The following is a 16,023-nucleotide window of genomic DNA, read 5'->3' on the forward strand; positions in this document are numbered from 1 at the left end:
CGATTTTTCAAAGCTTTGCAGTTTCCCTATGACAATTGCGAAACAATGGCACGGCATGGGCGCGCGCATGCCTCGCCGCCCACCCAGACAGGACTCGCACTCAGGGATGAACTTTCGTTTCGAACCGCCGCGCCTGGCCATGCCGGCACGCATCGTGCTGGCCGTGGCCGCCACGGCGGCACTGCTGTCCGGCTGCAACTCGCTCTACAGCGAAGGCGCGACGGCCGGGGCCGGCATCGCCGGCGCCGCGATCGCATCCAAGGTCACCAACAACGCCGCCGTCGCGACGGGCATCGGCCTCGGCGCGGTCGCCGGCGCGCGCGCGGGCGTCCAGTACACGCAGCGCGTCGCGCACCGCTATTCGCAGCAGCAGATCGCCAACGCGGCCGGGCCGCTCGACGTCGGCGGCGTCGCGCCGTGGACGACGAACCACGCGTTTCCGATCGAGGACGACGAGCGCGGCCGCGTGACGGTCAGCCGGATGATCAGCGTCGGCCCACTCGACTGCAAGGAGATCGTGTTCTCCGTCGATGCGCCGGCAAAACCCGATGCCGCCGCGCAATCCGCGTTCTTCGTCGCGACCATCTGCCGTGACGGCTCGGTGTGGAAATGGGCGTCGGCCGAACCGGCGACCGAACGCTGGGGTGCGCTGCAATGAGCGTCGCGATCCGCGTCGCGTGGCTCGGCGTGCTGTGCGCGGCCGGCGCCGCGCTGTCGGGCTGCGGGTCGGTCGGCGCGGCAAGCGGCGCGCTCGCGGGCGCGGCGACGGGCCTCGTGACCGCCAACCCGGCCGTCGGCGTCGGGGTCGGCATCGCGGTGCAGGCCGCGACGGACGAGGCCGTGAAGCGCACGATGAAGCAGCTCCACCAGAACCAGCAGGATGCGATCGCGCAGGCGGCCGGCAGCCTTGCGGTCGGCGAAGTGAAGCCGTGGAAGGTGAAGAATACGCTGCCGCTCGAGAACGGCGAAGGCGAGGTGCGCGTCACGCGCGCCTATTCGACGTCGCTCGCGCTGTGCAAGGAATTCGCGTTCTCGATGAAGGACGGCGCGAAGGCGGACTGGTATTTCGCGAACGCGTGCCAGCAAGGTGCGCGCTGGAAGTGGGCCGCGGCCGAACCGGCCGTCGACCGCTGGGGCAATCTGCAGTGACGCGCCACGCCTGATGCGCGGCGCCCGCCGCTGCCGGGCCGGGCGGCCCGGCGCGCCGGTCAGGACTCGACGTCCTCGAGACTGAAAATCTCGGTCTGGTCGTTATACGAGAAGATCTCGCCGTAACGGCCCCAGTCGATCACCGCGTCGAGCGTCTCTTCCGCGGCGCCGTCGGACAGGAAGTCTTCCAGCTCCTGCTCGAAGCGCACGCGCGGCGCGCGATGGCCCGGCCGCTCGTTGAGCACTTTCTTGATCCGCGCCGCGAGCGGCACGTGCTTCAGCAGGTGGTCGGCGAACATCAGCTTGCGCTCCTGCGTGCCGAACTCGGCGAACACGCGCCCCGGCGGCGTCAGGAACACGTCCCCTTCCCGCACGTCGGCAAAGCCGAGGTATTGCAGCACTTCGGCGATCGGGAACAGGTCGTCGACCTCCAGATGCAGCGTGCGCGCGATTTCCGGCATGTCCGCGCGGCCGTGGTACGGCGGCGCGGCGAGCGTCTCGATCAGGCCGGCCATCAGGTTGGTCGACACCTGCGGCAGCCAGCTGCCGGGCTCGAGCCCCTTCTTCGTCGCCTCGCCGATCTGGCGGGCCGTCATCTTCGCGTAGATGTCGTCGACCAGCCGGCGGAACGCCGGGTCGAGACGGTTGCGCGGGTGCTTGAACGGCACCTTGATCTCGGCGATCACGCGGCCCGGGTTCGACGACAGCACGAGGATCCGGTCGCACATGAACACCGCTTCCTCGATGTTGTGCGTGACGATCAGCACCGACTTGATCGGCATGCGGCCCTGCGTCCACAGATCCAGCAGATCGGTACGCAGCGTCTCGGCGGTCAGCACGTCGAGCGCCGAAAACGGCTCGTCCATCAGCAGGATCGTCGGGTCGACGACGAGCGCGCGCGCGAAGCCGACGCGCTGGCGCATCCCGCCCGACAGCTCGCGCGGATACGCGTTCTCGAAGCCGTCGAGACCGATCAGGTCGATCGCCGCGAGCGCGCGCTCGCGCCGCTCGCGCGCGCCGACGCCGAGCGCCTCGAGGCCCGCTTCCACGTTCTGCAGCACGGTGAGCCACGGAAACAGCGCGAAGGTCTGGAACACCATCGCAACGCCTTCGGCCGGGCCGCGCAGCGGCTTGCCGAGGTAGCTGACCTCGCCGCCCGTCGGCTCGATCAGGCCGGCGATGATGCGCAGCAGGGTCGACTTGCCCGAGCCGGAGCGGCCGAGCAGCCCGACGATCTCGCCTTCGCGCAGCGACAGGTTCGCGCCGTCGAGCACGAGCAGTTCGCCCTGGTTCTTGTTGAAGCCGCGGCTGACGTCGTCGACGCGCAGGATCTCGTCACCGAGCTTCGGCGGCGCCGGCTGCGTCTGAACGGGGGCGTTTACAGCATTCGGATTGTGCATCGCGTTTCGCTCTCAATCAGTTTCAGTCAAGTCGCAGCTTCGATTCGGCAAACGCATACAGCGGGCGCCACAGCAGGCGGTTGAACAGGGTCACGAACAGGGACATCACCGCGATGCCCAGGATGATCTTCGGGAAATCGCCGGCGGCCGTCGTCTGGGCGATATACGCGCCGAGGCCGTGCGCCTCGATCTTGGTGTCGCCCCACTGCACGGCTTCCGACACGATGCTCGCGTTCCATGCGCCGCCCGATGCGGTGATCGCGCCCGTCACGTAATACGGGAAGATGCCCGGCAGGATCGCCTGGCGCCACCACTGCCAGCCGCGGATGCGGAAGTTCGTCGCCGCCTCGCGGTAGTCGTTCGGATAGGACGTCGCGCCGGCAATCACGTTGAACAGGATATACCACTGGGTACCGAGCACGATCAGCGGCGACAGCCAGATGTCCGCGTTCAGGTGGAAATGCGCGATCACGATCACGAACGCCGGGAACAGCAGGTTCGCCGGGAATGCGGCCAGGAACTGCGCGAGCGGCTGCATCTTTTCGGCAAGCGCCGGGCGCAGGCCGATCCACACGCCGATCGGCACCCAGATCACCGACGCGATCGCGATCAGCACGATCACACGCAGCAGCGTGATGAGCCCCAGCGTGAAGACGTGGCCGACGTCGGCCATCGTCACCCCGGTCGCCACGAAGCTGAACACGCGCCAGACCACGTAGGCCGTGCCGAGCAGCACGAGGATCGCCCAGGCGATGTCGACGGCGAACGACGCCTTCTTCTCGACGCGCGGCAGCGTGAAGCGCACCGCGCCGGACAGCGGCAGGCGCAACGGGATGCGCGCGGCCTTCGCGAAGAACCAGCCGGCCGGCACGAGCAGCTTGTGGATCAGGCGCGTGCGGCGCACGAGGTCGAGCAGCCACGACTCGGGCGCGTTGCCGGAGCTCGTGGTTTCCATCCGGAACTTGTCGGCCCACGCGACGAGCGGGCGGAACAGCAGCTGGTCGTACGCGAGGATCACGACGGTCATCGCGAGGATCACCCAGCCGATCGCGCCGAGGTTCTTGTCGCCGATCGCCTGGGCGAGATACGCGCCGATGCCCGGCAGCGTGATCGTGTGGTTGCCGACGGTGATCGCCTCCGACGCGACGACGAAGAACCAGCCGCCCGACATCGACATCATCATGTTCCAGATCAGGCCCGGCATCGAGAACGGCACCTCGAGCTTCCAGAACCGCTGCCAGGACGTCAGGTGGAAGCCGCGCGACACTTCGTCGAGATCGCGCGGCACCGTGCGCAGCGACTGGTAGAAGCTGAACGTCATGTTCCACGCCTGGCTCGTGAAGATCGCGAAGATCGCGGCCAGCTCGGCGCCGAGCACGCGGCTCGGGAACAGCGCGAGGAAGAACGTCACCGTAAACGAGATATAGCCGAGCACCGGCACCGACTGCAGGATGTCGAGGATCGGCACGAGCACCATGCCGGCGCGGCGGCTCTTCGCCGCGAGCGTGCCGTACACGAGCGTGAACGCGAGCGACGCGACCATCGCCGCGAGCATCCGCAGCGTCGTGCGCAGCGCGTATTCGGGCAGGTTCGACGGATCCAGCGAGATCTTCTGCGTATTGAGGGTCGTGATCGGCGCCATCGTTTCATGGAACCCGACCACCGCCATCGCGATCACGCAGATGATCAGCGGAAAGGCAATGAAATCCCAGCGGTTCGGCAGGACGCGCCATGCCGATGCATTGGCGATCCGGTTTGGATCGAATCCGAAATCCATCAGGCGCTCTCCCCGGTAAGGCCGATCGAATCGAAGGATGTGACCGGCAGACGATGTTGATTCATGGCAAAGCGCGCGGGCGCGGTAATTCGTTTTGACTCACGATGTAAGGCAGGCGCAATGCGCCGCATCCGTGCCGACAGCATCACCGCGCGGGTCCCGGTCGAGTCGTTCCGCAAACGGCACGACACTACTACAACCTGTATTTCAGGCACAACCTTCCGGATCGAGACGGTGGAATCCGCTGCAGCCGCGGACGAATCGGGCCCGGAACGGGCTGGCGGCTGACGGATCGGCGCGGGACGCAGCGGCGCGCAACGCGCCGGCCGGCATGCAGGCCCGAATTATGCCGTGAACCGGCCCGCCCGTGAACCCGCCCGCCGCGCGCACCGGGCAAAACCGTGCGCCCCGTCAGGGGCGGGTCGCGGCGAAGCAGGTATGATCAGGGCTGGCCCCCACGGGGATCGATCGACGAGCGGGAGGAAGGGAATGGCAGGAAACTTGGTGATCGTCTGCCGCGATCAGGATGCCGATGCGTTCTACGAGCTGATGCAGGAGTACGGTTCGTTCCAGACGCGGCTGTCGTCGACGGCCTGGTACCTGAACATGAACATCGTGCCGGAATCGCTGCAGGATGAGATCCTCGAGCGCCTCGGCCGGTACACGACCGTGTATATCTTCGAAGCCACCAGCGTGACCTACAACACGATCGACAGCAACGCCGCCGAGACGCTCGGCTCGCTGTTCGGCGAATGACGCGCCGCCGGGCCTAGTCAGGCCCGGCCAGACCGGCGCCGCGCGCTGCGCTCACGCCGCCTGCGCGTGCGCTTCGGCCTTCGGCACCGTGTCGAACGGGAACTGCATCGCGACGCGCAGGCCGCCTTCCGGCCGGTTGCCGATCTCGCAGGTCCCGCCCAGCCGCAGCACCAGCCGCTCGACGATCGCGAGCCCGAGGCCGCTGTGCCCGTTGCCGCCGCGTGCGGGGTCGAGCCGGACGAACGGCCGCGTCGCGGCCGCGAGATCGCGCGGTGCGATGCCGCCGCCGTGGTCACTCACCGCCAGCACGTAGCCGGTCACGGTGCGCTCGGTTTCGACGACCACGGGCGGCGCGCCGTACGCATGCGCGTTGTCGAGCAGGTTCGACAGGATCCGGTCGAGCGTCGCGGTCGGCAGGCGGAAGCCCGGATCCGCGGCGAGCCGGGTCTGGACCGTCGGCGCGTTCGGCGCGACCGCGCGATAGGTGCGCGCGATCCGCTCGCAGGCCTGGTCGACCGGCACCGGCTCGCTGCGGTCGTTGCCGCCGTGCGCGAACACGAGGAACTGGTCGACGATATGCGACATCGAGTCGACATCGCGCACGACGCCGTCGCGCAGCCGCGCGTCGTCCATCATCTCGGCGCGCAGGCGCATCCGCGCGAGGGGCGTGCGCAGGTCGTGCGCGACGCCGGCCAGCATCACCGCGCGGTCGTTCTCCGCGCGCGACACCTGTTCCACCATCTGATTGAAGCCGTGCGTGAGCTGGCGCAGCTCGCGCGGGCCGCGCTCGCGCAGCGGCGGCACCGGCTGGCCGCGGCCGAAGCGGGCGACCGCGCGCGCGAGCGAACGCAGCGGCTGCTGCAGCTGCCAGGCCGCGAACAGCGCGGCGACCACGCCCGCGGAGAAGATCGTCCCGAGCCAGATCAGCATCCGGTCCAGCGAGCGCGGCGGCCGCAGCGGCTGCACCGGCACGACGATCCAGTTGCGGTCGGCCGGCTCCTTGACCCACAGCACGGGCGGATGGCCCGGCACGCCGATCTCGACGCGCGTGCCGGCCGGCATGCGGTCGCTCACGTCGTCGCGGAAACGCTTGAGCGCCGGCGGCAGGCCGGTGTGCCCCTGCGGCACGTCGGGGCTGTCGGGCGGGACGAGCCGCACGCGCGACGGCAGCGGCTGGTCCGGCGTGCGGGCGACGTGCTGGCGCACCGCATCGACCAGGAACGACGCTTCCTCGACCGCATAGCGCGTCTGCATCTGGTTGCGCTCGAGCCGCATCGCGAAGTACCACGCGAAGTGCGACAGGAGCAGCACGCCGACGACGAGCAGCGCCAGCCGGCCGAACAGCGAATCAATGGGTTTGCGCATGGGCCTCGCCGTCGGGCACGAACACGTAGCCGCGCCCTCGCACCGTCTGGATGAAGCGCGGCGACGACGGATCCGACTCGAGAATACGGCGCAGGCGCCACACCTGGACGTCGATGCCGCGGTCGGTGCCGTCGTATTCCGGCCCGTGCAGCAGCTCGAGCAGCCGTTCGCGCGTGAGCGTGCGCAGCGCGTGGTTGACGAAGATCTTCAGCAGCGCGAACTCGCTGCTCGACAGCGCGGCCGGCTTGCCGTCGACCGACAGCGTGCGCGCCTGGAAATCGAGCAGGAAGCGGCCGAACGCATAAGGCTCGCGCTGTTCGGGCGCCGCGGCCGACGGCGTCGCGCGGCGACGCCGCAGCACCGCCTGCACGCGCGCGAGCAGCTCGCGCGGGTTGAACGGCTTGCCGAGGTAGTCGTCGGCGCCGAGCTCGAGCCCGACGATGCGGTCGACGTCGTCGGCGCGCGCGGTCAGCATGATCACGGGGATGTCGTCGCCGGCCGCGCGCAGCTGCCGCAGCGCGGTGAGGCCGTCCACGCCCGGCATCATCAGGTCCAGCACGATCAGGTCGGGGCGCTCGCGCTCGAGGCGCTTCTCGAGCGTCGCCGCGTCGTGCAGCACGGACACTTCCATGCCCTGGCGTACGAGGTAGTCGCGCAGCAGGTCGCGCAATTCTTGGTCGTCGTCGACGATGAGGATCTGGGTAGTCATGGCTCGAAGTTTACCGCGCGACGGCGGCCGCAAAGAACGACACAAAGGGACGAAAGGGTTACTGCGGATTACCGCGCAAGCGAACTGTAATGCGCGGTAACCCGTCCGCCGGCCGCCGTAACACCGGCCGCCGGACGCGCCGCTAACCTGCGTCTTACCGGATGCGGCCCCGCGGTCTCGCCCGCCGCCGCGTCGCCGGACCCTTTCGAACAGGAGTTTCTGAAATGTATAAGAAGACGTCCCGGGTGGCCATTGCGGCCGCCACCATGCTCGCCCTCGCCTTCGGCGCCGCGCACGCGGCGCCCCCGGCCGACGCGCCGCCGGGCGGCCCGGGCATGCACCAGATGCACGGCCACGACGGCGGCCCGTTCGGCGCGATCCTGCGCCTGCACGACCAGCTGAAGCTCACTGCCGCGCAGGAGCAGCAGTGGCAGACCGCGGTCAACACGATGAAGCAGAACCGCGACGCGATGCGCACGAGCCACGAGCAGATGCGCGAGCAGTTCAAGGCGCAGCAGAACCAGCCGATCCTCGACCTGAACGCGATGCATGCCGCGCGCCAGCAGGCCGAGCAGCAGAACGCGCAGCTGCGCGAGCAGACGTCGGCCGCGTGGCTCGCGTTCTACAACGGGCTGAACGACCAGCAGAAAACGACGGTCAGCACGGCGATCAAGCAGCAGTACGCGCGGATGGAGCAGCGCCACGAGAAGATGAAGGAGCGCTGGGAACAGCACCGCCAGGCGGGCAAGCCCGCTTCAGCGCCGGCGCAGTAAGCCGGCCCGATCCGGCTGCGCCGCCCTCCCCGGCGCGGCGGCGAAGCGGACGCGGGCACCCGGCCCGCGTCCGCTTCGCGTCCATATCTGGCCGTTCAGGCGAGATCGAACAGCAGCACCTCGGCGTCCCGGCCGTGCGCCAGCGCGACCGACGCCACCCCGCCGATCCGCACGCCGTCGCCGCTCTCCAGCGGCTCGCCGTTGACCTCCAGCGCGCCGCGTGCGACGTGCACGTACACCCGGCGCCCCGCCGGCACGTCGAACACCGTCGCTTCGCCGCCATCGAACAGCCCCGCATGGATCCGCGCGTCCGCGCGCATCGACACCGAGCCGTCCTGCCCGTCCGGCGACGCGATGAGCCGCAGCCGGCCGCGCTTCTCGCCCTCGCCGAAGCGCCGTTCCTCGTAGCCCGGCCGGCCGCCCCGCTCGGTCGGCAGCAGCCAGATCTGCAGCAGATGCAGCGGCCGGTCGCGCGACGCGTTGGTTTCGCTGTGGACAACCCCCGTGCCGGCACTCATCCTCTGCACGTCCCCGGGCCGGACGATCGACCCGTTGCCCATGCTGTCGCGGTGCGCGAGCGCGCCTTCCAGCACGTAGGTGACGATCTCCATGTCGCGGTGAGGATGCATGCCGAAGCCGCGCGTCGGCGCGATCCAATCGTCGTTCAGCACGCGCAGCGGGCCGAACGACGGATGCGTGTCGCCGCCAACACCGGCGATCGGGATGCTGTGGCGGGACTCGAGCCAGCCGTGGTTGGCATAGCCTCGGTCGGCGGCGCGGAGGATCTGGAACATGGACGCTCCGTGGGGCGGTTTGTCGAAATGCCGCCAATGTAGGAGTTCGCCGAGCCCGCAACAATCCACGCGCGCGCACCGCATCGTTGCATCCACGAACCCAATTCAAGCAATATTCGTTGCGACTGCAGCGAATGCCGCAACAGCGGCGCCGATCCGGGCCGCCGGCGTCGTTCGCCGCCAACGGAACCCGCTGGAAGCACGCTTGTGCGCTGCCCGGGGTGCGCGTTCGGGTAAAATACCGCGCTTTTGGCGCCCGCCTGTCCGGCGGTTGCCGCCGCCAGGCCGCCGAACCCGAATTTTGGCTATCTAGAATACGGCGCGGCGCACGGCCCGACAGGCCGCGCGCGCCGCCCCGGAAAGTCAGCAACTGAAGGATTGAAATGAAGAAGGCCGCCCTGTGCGCCGCCCTCGCCCTCGTGGCGGGCAGCGCCTTCGCGAAGGAGTGGAAGACCGTACGGATCGGCGTCGACGCCAGCTACCCGCCGTTCGAGTCGACCGCGCCGAGCGGCGAGATCGTCGGTTTCGACGTCGATCTCACCAAGGAAATCTGCAAGCGGATCAACGTCAAATGCGTGTGGGTGGCGCAGGATCTCGACGGGATCATCCCGGCGCTGAAGGCGAAGAAATACGACGTGATCGTGTCGTCGCTGACCGTGACGGACAAGCGCCGCGAGCAGATCGACTTCTCCGACAAGGTGTACGACGCGCCGGCGCGGATGATCGCGAAGACCGGCTCGCCGCTGCTGCCGACGATCGCGTCGCTGAAGGGCAAGCGCGTCGGCGTCGAGCAGGGTTCGACCCAGGAGACCTACGCGAAGGCGTACTGGGAGCCGCAGGGCGTGACCGTCATTCCGTACCAGAACCAGGACCAGGTCTACGCCGACCTCGGCTCGGGCCGCCTCGACGCGACGCTGCAGGACGAGCTGCAGGCCGACTACGGCTTTCTGCGCACGCCGCGCGGCAAGGGCTTCGCGTTCGCGGGGCCGGAAGTGAAGGATCCGAAGACGATCGGCGACGGCACCGCGATCGGCCTGCGCAAGGAGGACACCGACCTGAAACTGAAGATCAACAAGGCGCTGGCCGACATGCACAAGGACGGCACGTACGACCGCCTGTCGCACAAGTATTTCGCGTTCAGCGTCTACTCGGCGCGCTGAGCGCCGGGTGCGAACGCGGGGCGCGCCCCGCGTTCGCGCAGTACAGGCAGTCAAACCACGCGCCGCCCGCCCCCTCGCCCACCGCCCACCGCGGCAGGCAGGTCCGGCGCCCTCGCCGGGCGGACGGTCATGATACGCACGGGGCGTTCCGCGCAACATGCGGAACGCGTCTTTCTCGGCGCACCCGGTGCGCCGTCAAGGACCACATATGTTTCTTCAAGGTTACGGCCCGCTGATCCTCGCAGGCACCTGGCAAACCGTCAAACTGGCGGTGCTCTCGCTCGCGCTGTCGTTCCTGCTGGGTCTCCTCGGCGCGGGCGCCAAGCTGTCCCGCAATCGCGTCACGAACGGCGTCGGCACCGTCTACACGACGCTGATCCGCGGCGTGCCCGACCTCGTGCTGATGCTGCTGCTGTTCTACAGCCTGCAGATCTGGCTGAACCAGCTGACCGACCTCGCGGGCTGGGACCAGATCGACATCGATCCGTTCCTCGCCGGCGTGCTTGTGCTCGGCTTCATCTACGGCGCGTATTTCACCGAGACGTTCCGCGGCGCGTTCCTGTCGGTGCCGCGCGGCCAGCTCGAGGCCGGCAGCGCGTACGGGATGACGAACTGGCAGGTGTTCACGCGCATCATGTTCCCGCAGATGATGCGCTTCGCGCTGCCGGGCATCGGCAACAACTGGCAGGTGCTCGTGAAATCGACGGCGCTCGTGTCGATCATCGGCCTCGCCGACGTGGTCAAGGCGTCGCAGGATGCCGGCAAGGGCACGCTGCGGTTCTTCTTCTTCACGCTGATCGCGGGAGCGATCTACCTGGCCATCACGACGATTTCGAACTTCGTGCTGATGTGGCTTGAAAAGCGCTATTCGACCGGCGTCCGCAAGGCAGACCTATGATCGACCTCATCCAAGAATACTGGCGCAACTATCTCTACACCGACGGCTACCGCCTCACCGGCGTGGCGATCACGCTGTGGCTGCTCGTCGTGTCGATCGGGCTCGGCTTCTGCCTGTCGGTGCCGCTCGCGGTCGCGCGCGTGTCGAGGAAGAAATGGCTGTCGGGCGCGGTGTGGCTCTACACGTACGTGTTCCGCGGCACGCCGCTCTACGTGCAGCTGCTGCTCTGCTACACGGGCCTCTACAGCCTGCAGGCCGTGCGCGGCACGCCGATGCTCGACGCGTTCTTCCGCGAAGGGATGAACTGCACGCTGCTCGCGTTCACGCTGAACACCTGCGCGTACACCACCGAGATCTTCGCGGGCGCGATCAAGGCCACCTCCTACGGCGAGATCGAGGCCGCGCGCGCGTACGGGATGTCGACCTTCACGATGTACCGCCGCGTGATCCTGCCGTCGGCGCTGCGCCGCGCGCTGCCGCTGTACAGCAACGAGGTGATCCTGATGCTGCACGCGACGACGGTCGCGTTCACGGCGACGGTGCCGGACATCCTGAAGATCGCCCGCGACGTCAACTCGGCGACCTACATGTCGTTCCACGCGTTCGGCATCGCCGCACTGCTCTATCTCGTGATCTCGTTCACGCTGGTCTGGCTGTTCCGCCAGGCCGAGCGCCGCTGGCTCGCATATCTGCGCCCGCAGGGCAAGTAAGTTTCCGCAGGACTATTGATGAACTCCCAGACTCAGAAGCTTTTCGTCGACGATCTCCACAAGCGGTACGGCAGCAACGAAGTGCTCAAGGGCGTGTCGCTGAAGGCGAACGCGGGCGACGTGATCAGCGTGATCGGCTCGTCCGGCTCCGGCAAGAGCACGATGCTCCGCTGCATCAACTTCCTCGAGCAGCCGAACGCGGGCCGCATCTTCGTCGACGGCGAGGAAGTGCGCACCGCGCTCGACAAGACGGGCGCGCTGCGCGCCGCCGAGCCGAAGCAGCTGCAGCGCGTGCGCACCAAGCTCTCGATGGTGTTCCAGCACTTCAACCTGTGGTCGCACATGAACGTGCTGGAGAACGTGATCGAAGCGCCGGTCAACGTGCTGAAGCTGAACAAGCGCGACGCCGAGGAGCGCGCGCGCGAGTACCTGGAGAAGGTCGGGCTGCCGCCGCGGGTCGAGAAGCAGTATCCGTCGCACCTGTCCGGCGGCCAGCAGCAGCGCGTCGCGATCGCACGCGCGCTGGCGATGCATCCGGACGTGATGCTGTTCGACGAGCCGACCTCCGCGCTCGACCCCGAACTCGTCGGCGAAGTGCTGAAGGTGATGCAGAAGCTGGCCGAGGAAGGCCGGACGATGGTCGTCGTCACCCACGAGATGGGTTTCGCGCGCAACGTGTCGAACCACGTGATGTTCCTGCACCAGGGGCGCGTCGAGGAAGAAGGCGTGCCCGCCGAGGTCTTCGCGAACCCGAAGAGCGAGCGCCTGCGCCAGTTCCTGTCGGGCAGCCTCAAGTAAGCCCGAATCTGCTTTGATGCTCCCGACGCCGGGCGCCCCGCGGTTCGCCGCGCGGCGCCCGGTTGCGTTTACTTGCGCTTATTTGCGTTTACGCGCGGCCGGACGGCGCGGCGTCCACCGGCGCCGCATCGGCGAAAGCGCGCAGCGCGTCGCCCGCGAGCCGGTAGCGCACCCACTCGCTCTGCGGCTGCGCGCCGACGCTCTCGTAGAAACGGATCGCCGGTTCGTTCCAGTCGAGCACGCTCCACTCGAAGCGGCCGCAGCCGGCATCGACCGCGATCCGCGCGAGGGCCTTCAGCAGGCGCAGGCCGGCGCCCGCGCCGCGAAAGCGCGGCGGCACGTACAGGTCCTCGAGATACAGCCCCTGCCGGGCGAGCCACGTCGAATACGAAAAGAAGTACACGGCAAAGCCCGCCGGCTCGCCGTCGACCTCGCAGATCAGCGCGCGCGCCGGCGACGCGTCGCCGAACAGGCTGCGCTCGAGCGACGCGACGGTCGCGACCACCTGGTCCTCGGCCTTCTCGTAGATCGCCAGCTCGGAAATGAAGCGCAGGATCACCGGCACGTCGGCGACGGTGGCGGAACGGATGTCGATATGCACGGTAAAGGCCCTCCCCGGCCGGCATGCAGCAAACGGCGGCGCCGCGCACGCGCGCTGGCGCCGATGAAGACGTCATGCTACGTTCGTCGGCCTACTGCAGGAAGTGCAGCTTCTTCATCCAGACCTGAAAATCATGCATCTCGATCTGCGCCGCCTCGACCTGAACCTGCTGCTCGTGTTCGATGCGCTGTACCGCCACCGGTCGGTCGCCGCGGCGGCGAACGAGCTGGCGATGAGCCCGTCCGCGCTGAGCCACGCGCTCGCGCGGCTGCGCACGGCGATCGGCGACGCGCTGTTCGTGCGGCTCGGCAACGAGATGCAGCCGACCGTGCGCGCCGATGACATCGCGACCTGGGCCAGCAACGCGCTCGACACGATGTCGAAGGGCCTCGCGCGCGCCCGCCGCTTCGACCCGGCGCACAGCGAGCGGACCTTCGTGTTCGCTGCGACCGACTACACCGCGTTCGCGGTGCTGCCCGCGTTCATCGCGCGGATCCAGCACGTCGCGCCGCAACTGCGGTTCCGGGTCGTCCACTCGGACCGCAAGATCTCGACCGACGAGCTCGCGGCGGGCCGCATCGATTTCGCGCTCGGCTACCACGAGGAAGCGGCGGCCGACGCGCCGGGGATCGAGGAATTCGACTGGTTCTCCGACGACTACGTCGTGATCGCGAGCGAGCGCCATCCGCAGGTCCGGCGACGCCTCACGCTCGAGCAGTACCTGGCGGCACGGCACGTCGTCGTCACGCCGTGGAACGAGACGCGCGGCGTCGTCGACTACGTGCTCGACCGGCTCGGCCTCGCACGCCAGGTCGCGGTGCAGTTGCCGACCGTGCTCGCCGCGCCGTTCATCATCGCGGAATCGGGACTCCTGATGACCGTGCCGAACCGCGCCGCGCAGGCGCTGCGGCACGCGGCGCCGATCCGGATCTTTCCGGCGCCGTTCGAGATCCCGCGCTACACGTTGAAGGTCTACTCGCACGCGAAGCATGCGCGCACCGACGCGCATCGCTGGATTCGCGCCCGGTTGATCGAGGCGCGGCCGGATAGCGCGGACATCGCGTAAGCGTGCCGATCATTACGAAATACTTACCAATTCGGCACGCCGCACGCTTAATTCTCCGTTTTTCCTGCGTCAATAGTGGCAATCCTTGACGCAACTTCCCGCAAACCGTGTCTCCCTTGTCGCACAAGGCGCTGCCGGCGTTCCGCCCGCCCGCGCCGCGGTGTCGCGCGCCGTGTTGCATGGCAATTTCGACACACGTGTTAGTCAAACAACGATTTCCGTCGCCACAAAAGTGTATTTTTGCTAAATTAGTAACCAAAGTAGCAAAACGAAGTTCATGAAATGTAGTTTAGTTTCATGACAACAAGGAGACCCCGCCAGGCCGACCCGGCCACGCGGGCCCGCTCAACGGCCACCCCGTCTGTTCGCCCGCGTGCTGCGCCTGACCGGCTTCGCACGAGGTCTCCGTAGTTGCCCGCTTTTGCCCGGCGCTCGCGGCGTCGGGCATCTCGTGCAGTTCTGGGTTGACTTTTTGACAGGGTATGGAGGAGATGATGAAGAAAGCTTTGGTCGCCGCAGCGCTGATGGCTGCTGGAGTCGCAGCACACGCGCAAAGCAGCGTCACGCTGTACGGCCGTCTGGACGCCGGCATCGAATACTTGAACGGGATGCAGAACGGCTCCCGCTGGCGCGCGGAAAGCGGCGACTGGGGCACGAGCCTGTGGGGCATCAAGGGCGCCGAGGACATCGGCGCCGGCAACAAGGTGGTGTTCCAGCTCGAAGGCAGCTTCGACACGATGACCGGCAACGGCCCGGGCGCCGGCAGCCTGTGGAATCGCTGGGCGACGGTCGGTATTGCGAACAACACGTACGGTACGCTGCTGCTCGGCCGCGAGCTCGCGATCGCGAACGGCGTGTGGGACTTCGACCCGTTCGGCCAGTCGGCCTGGTCGACGGCGTCGCTGGTGCGCGGCCGCAACTGGAACAAGACCAGCAACAACATTTCGTATCAGTCGCCGAAGCTCTACGGCTTCGACTTCTACGGCCAGTACGCGCTGTCGAACGCGACGAACTGGAACGGCAACGGCACGACCGGCCAGGGCCGCAGCGTCGGCGGCCAATTGACCTACACCACGTCGCTGTTCCAGCTGCGCGGCATCTACGACGAAGCGCGCAACCCGGCGAACGGCCAGCTCGACGACGTATTCAACTACTCGCGCGAATACTTCATCGGCGCGAACGTGTTCCTCGGTCCGTTCAAGCTGCAGGCGGCCTATCAGACCTCGCACGCCGATTCGGACGCGGGCAACCTGAAGAACAACGGCATTACGTCGACCCAGCAGGTCTGGGGCGGCGTGACGTGGCAAGCCACGCCGGCTGCCGCGCTGATCGCGGCCGTGTATCACGTGAACGCGAACCACGGCGGCGGCAACGCGAACATCTACACGCTCGGCGGCACGTACAACCTGTCGAAGCGCACGCTGCTCGACTTCCAGGTCGCCACGGCCCGCAACAGCAAGACGGCCAACTTCGGCCTGAATGCGAATGCGGCAGGCACCGACGTGGCGACGGGCAACCCGAAGCTCGGCCACAGCCAGACCGGCTTCTACGCAGGCATCCAGCACCTGTTCTGATCCGGGCCCGACTCAAGAGCCCGACTCAAGGAATCGATTCGACGACGTTTTCCACGCTGCTGCGAGAGGCGCGTATCGGTGCGGTACCCGACAGGGTATCGCACCGTTTTTTATTGCGCGGGTGCATGGCGCCTGCGGCGTCAGACGGCCGCTTCGTTCTCCTCGCCGGTGCGGATGCGGATCACGCGCTCGACGTCCGACACGAAGATCTTGCCGTCACCGATCTTGCCGGTGCGCGCGGCGCCGATCACAGCGTCGATCACCTGGTCGACCTGCGCTTCCGCGACGACCACCTCGATCTTCATCTTCGGCAGGAAGTCGACCACGTACTCGGCGCCGCGGTACAGCTCGGTGTGCCCCTTCTGGCGGCCGAAGCCCTTCACCTCGGTCACGGTCAGGCCCGTCAGGCCGACCTCGGCGAGCGCCTCGCGGACTTCGTCCAGCTTGAACGGCTTGATGATGGCGGTGATGCGTTTCATGATGGTTGTCCCTC

At 67.8% G+C, this 16,023-nt stretch carries 17 protein-coding genes; 10 read left to right on the forward strand and 7 right to left on the reverse strand.

Annotation, left to right across the window (positions count from 1 at the left end):
• The first annotated feature begins 106 nt into the window (after positions 1 to 106).
• The gene (locus B7P44_RS13255; protein WP_084904849.1) at positions 107 to 658 is read left to right on the forward strand and encodes a hypothetical protein; all 552 of its coding nucleotides are present in this window, start codon (positions 107 to 109) and stop codon (positions 656 to 658) included.
• Positions 655 to 1,149 carry a hypothetical protein gene (locus B7P44_RS13260; protein WP_084904851.1) on the forward strand — a complete coding sequence of 165 codons (495 nt, stop codon included), beginning with the start codon at positions 655 to 657 and terminating at the stop codon, positions 1,147 to 1,149. The genes B7P44_RS13255 and B7P44_RS13260 overlap by 4 nt, the downstream gene beginning before the upstream one ends.
• A gap of 59 nt (positions 1,150 to 1,208) precedes the next feature.
• Here the strand turns inward: B7P44_RS13260 and B7P44_RS13265 are convergent, their stop codons facing one another.
• Positions 1,209 to 2,549 carry an ABC transporter ATP-binding protein gene (locus B7P44_RS13265; protein ID WP_084904854.1) on the reverse strand — a complete coding sequence of 447 codons (1,341 nt, stop codon included), beginning with the start codon at positions 2,547 to 2,549 and terminating at the stop codon, positions 1,209 to 1,211.
• A 22-nt stretch (positions 2,550 to 2,571) separates the two neighbouring features.
• Complete coding sequence (locus B7P44_RS13270) at positions 2,572 to 4,326, reverse strand: ABC transporter permease (protein ID WP_084904857.1); 1,755 nt, start codon at positions 4,324 to 4,326, stop codon at positions 2,572 to 2,574.
• Positions 4,327 to 4,815: 489 nt separating this feature from the next.
• Between B7P44_RS13270 and B7P44_RS13275 the strand changes: the two genes are divergently transcribed.
• Positions 4,816 to 5,082 carry a double-stranded DNA-specific endonuclease gene (locus B7P44_RS13275; RefSeq protein ID WP_042586045.1) on the forward strand — a complete coding sequence of 89 codons (267 nt, stop codon included), beginning with the start codon at positions 4,816 to 4,818 and terminating at the stop codon, positions 5,080 to 5,082.
• Between the two features lie 51 nt (positions 5,083 to 5,133).
• On the opposite strand, the gene B7P44_RS13280 is transcribed toward B7P44_RS13275, so the two are convergent.
• Both B7P44_RS13280 and B7P44_RS13285 read right to left on the reverse strand, forming a co-directional pair.
• Positions 5,134 to 6,447, reverse strand: a complete 1,314-nt coding sequence (locus B7P44_RS13280) for an ATP-binding protein (protein WP_084904860.1) — start codon at positions 6,445 to 6,447, stop codon at positions 5,134 to 5,136.
• A complete protein-coding gene (locus tag B7P44_RS13285) occupies positions 6,431 to 7,156 on the reverse strand; it encodes a response regulator (protein ID WP_084904862.1) in 726 nt (241 codons plus the stop codon). The genes B7P44_RS13280 and B7P44_RS13285 overlap by 17 nt, the downstream gene beginning before the upstream one ends.
• Positions 7,157 to 7,380: 224 nt before the next feature.
• On the opposite strand from B7P44_RS13285, the gene B7P44_RS13290 reads away from it, so the two are divergent.
• A complete protein-coding gene (locus B7P44_RS13290) occupies positions 7,381 to 7,929 on the forward strand; it encodes a Spy/CpxP family protein refolding chaperone (protein ID WP_084904865.1) in 549 nt (182 codons plus the stop codon).
• A 95-nt stretch (positions 7,930 to 8,024) separates the two neighbouring features.
• Here the strand turns inward: B7P44_RS13290 and B7P44_RS13295 are convergent, their stop codons facing one another.
• Positions 8,025 to 8,723 (reverse strand): pirin family protein, encoded by a 699-nt coding sequence (locus tag B7P44_RS13295; RefSeq protein ID WP_084904867.1) that lies wholly within the window; start codon positions 8,721 to 8,723, stop codon positions 8,025 to 8,027.
• Between the two features lie 383 nt (positions 8,724 to 9,106).
• Between B7P44_RS13295 and B7P44_RS13300 the strand changes: the two genes are divergently transcribed.
• From B7P44_RS13300 to B7P44_RS13315, 4 genes are all read left to right on the forward strand, one after another.
• Positions 9,107 to 9,883 carry an ABC transporter substrate-binding protein gene (locus B7P44_RS13300; protein WP_084904870.1) on the forward strand — a complete coding sequence of 259 codons (777 nt, stop codon included), beginning with the start codon at positions 9,107 to 9,109 and terminating at the stop codon, positions 9,881 to 9,883.
• 208 nt (positions 9,884 to 10,091) lie between these two features.
• Entirely contained in the window at positions 10,092 to 10,781 is a 690-nt protein-coding gene (locus B7P44_RS13305; RefSeq protein ID WP_084904873.1) for an ABC transporter permease, read from the forward strand.
• Positions 10,778 to 11,491, forward strand: coding sequence for an ABC transporter permease (locus B7P44_RS13310; RefSeq protein ID WP_084904875.1), 714 nt, complete (start codon positions 10,778 to 10,780; stop codon positions 11,489 to 11,491). Before B7P44_RS13305 ends, B7P44_RS13310 begins: the two co-directional genes overlap by 4 nt.
• Before the next feature lie 18 nt (positions 11,492 to 11,509).
• Positions 11,510 to 12,289, forward strand: coding sequence for an ABC transporter ATP-binding protein (locus B7P44_RS13315; RefSeq protein ID WP_084904878.1), 780 nt, complete (start codon positions 11,510 to 11,512; stop codon positions 12,287 to 12,289).
• 88 nt (positions 12,290 to 12,377) lie between these two features.
• Here B7P44_RS13315 and B7P44_RS13320 read toward each other — a convergent pair whose 3' ends face one another.
• A complete protein-coding gene (locus tag B7P44_RS13320) occupies positions 12,378 to 12,890 on the reverse strand; it encodes a GNAT family N-acetyltransferase (protein WP_084904880.1) in 513 nt (170 codons plus the stop codon).
• 133 nt (positions 12,891 to 13,023) lie between these two features.
• Between B7P44_RS13320 and B7P44_RS13325 the strand changes: the two genes are divergently transcribed.
• Both B7P44_RS13325 and B7P44_RS13330 read left to right on the forward strand, forming a co-directional pair.
• Positions 13,024 to 13,956, forward strand: coding sequence for a LysR family transcriptional regulator (locus tag B7P44_RS13325; RefSeq protein ID WP_231716622.1), 933 nt, complete (start codon positions 13,024 to 13,026; stop codon positions 13,954 to 13,956).
• A gap of 494 nt (positions 13,957 to 14,450) precedes the next feature.
• Positions 14,451 to 15,530: a porin gene (locus B7P44_RS13330; RefSeq protein WP_084906660.1), complete on the forward strand. Its 1,080-nt coding sequence runs from the start codon at positions 14,451 to 14,453 to the stop codon at positions 15,528 to 15,530.
• 140 nt (positions 15,531 to 15,670) lie between these two features.
• On the opposite strand, the gene B7P44_RS13335 is transcribed toward B7P44_RS13330, so the two are convergent.
• On the reverse strand, positions 15,671 to 16,009 hold the full coding sequence (locus tag B7P44_RS13335) for a P-II family nitrogen regulator (protein WP_006398637.1): 339 nt from the start codon (positions 16,007 to 16,009) through the stop codon (positions 15,671 to 15,673).
• Positions 16,010 to 16,023 lie beyond the last annotated feature (14 nt).

Origin of the sequence: Burkholderia ubonensis subsp. mesacidophila, from assembly GCF_002097715.1 — a bacterium.
Taxonomy (GTDB): domain Bacteria; phylum Pseudomonadota; class Gammaproteobacteria; order Burkholderiales; family Burkholderiaceae; genus Burkholderia; species Burkholderia mesacidophila.